Source organism: Psychroserpens sp. BH13MA-6 (assembly GCF_052983595.1).
In genome coordinates, this window is record NZ_JBRJGE010000032.1 from 1 (window position 1) to 1,472 (window position 1,472).

General features: G+C 43.5%; 1 pseudogene. It reads left to right on the plus strand.

From position 1 onward, the window contains the following. Positions 1-1,472, plus strand: a pseudogene (locus ACU8DI_RS15320) (hypothetical protein); the annotation flags it as partial.

Below are 1,472 nucleotides of genomic sequence, written 5' to 3' on the forward strand. Positions count from 1 at the left end.
TTCCATGAGACGATGTCAGATGCTGAGAATGGCGTAAATGAACTTTCGAGTCCTTATAATAACATTGTAGAGGACATGCAGACGATTTATGTTCGAGTAGAGAGTGCTACGATAGCGACAGACTGTGCAACTATAGTAGAGCTTGTTTTGATTGTGAATCCGACTCCACAGTTAGGAGCGGCACCAACGGCTTTAGAGATTTGTGACGATTTATCGGCAGATGGTTTTGGTCAGTTTGACTTGACAAGCAAAGAGGATGAGATTTTACAGAATTTAGCAGACCCGACGCTTTATACGGTGACTTACTATACGAGTGAGGTAAATGCAGAGATGCCTATGGGTGCGATAGGGACACCGACGAACTATACGAACACAACAGCCTTTAACCAGATTCTCTGGGTACGAGTTGAGGATAATGCAACAGGCTGTCATAAACTAACAACCTTAGAGCTTATCGTTAACGCGCTACCGGTACTTGTTCAGCCAGCACCATTAGAGCTATGCGATGAGAATAACCCAGGGGATGAAATGGAGTCCTTTATTTTGGAGGATGCCACAGATGAGATATTAAACGGACAGACAGGAATCAGCCTTACTTACTATGAGACTCAGGCAGATGCGAATAATGGGACTAACCCAATTACAAGTCCTTACACGAATACGGTCAACCCACAGACTATTTTTGTACGCGCGACCAATGATGTTACGGGCTGTTTTGTAAGCACTACAGCGACCATATTACTTAGGGTGAACCCGATTCCATCACCAACACCACCAACGGATTTAGAGGAATGTGATTCTGATAATGATGGTTTTGCAAGCTTTGATTTAGAGGATCGAACCTTAGAGATTATAGGAGGTGAGTTGGATACGGCTGTTACCTACCACGAGACACAGGAAGATGCGAATATGGGAGACAACGCCCTATCGAGTCCTTATACGAATATTGTGATGGATGAGCAAGTCATTTACATTAGACTCACCAATACGGTCACGGGCTGTTATAATGCTTCAGAGACATTGACGATCCGTGTGTTGGAATCTCCAGAGGTACCAGTATCAATAGAGGATTATGTGATCTGTGACACGAATGCTGATGGGATTGCACAATTTGATTTGACCAGTAAAGATTCAGAGATTATAGGATCACAGAGTGATGTGACATTGACCTATCATGTTACGTTAGCAGATGCATTATCAGGAAACAACCCAATAGCTAATGTTGGGAATTATACCAATACGAGCAACCCACAGGTGATCTATGTACGTCTTGTGAGTGATGTTAACGGCTGTGTTGACACAGGAGAGTTTGAGTTACGTGTGGAGCTTCCACCGGTAGCAGTACAACCATCACCACTAGAGCTTTGTGATGATGATATTGCTGATGAGATTACGGTATTTGATTTGAGTGTGAAGGATAATGAGATTACAGGAGGCGAGGCAAGCTGGAGCGTAAGTTACTATGAGACTCA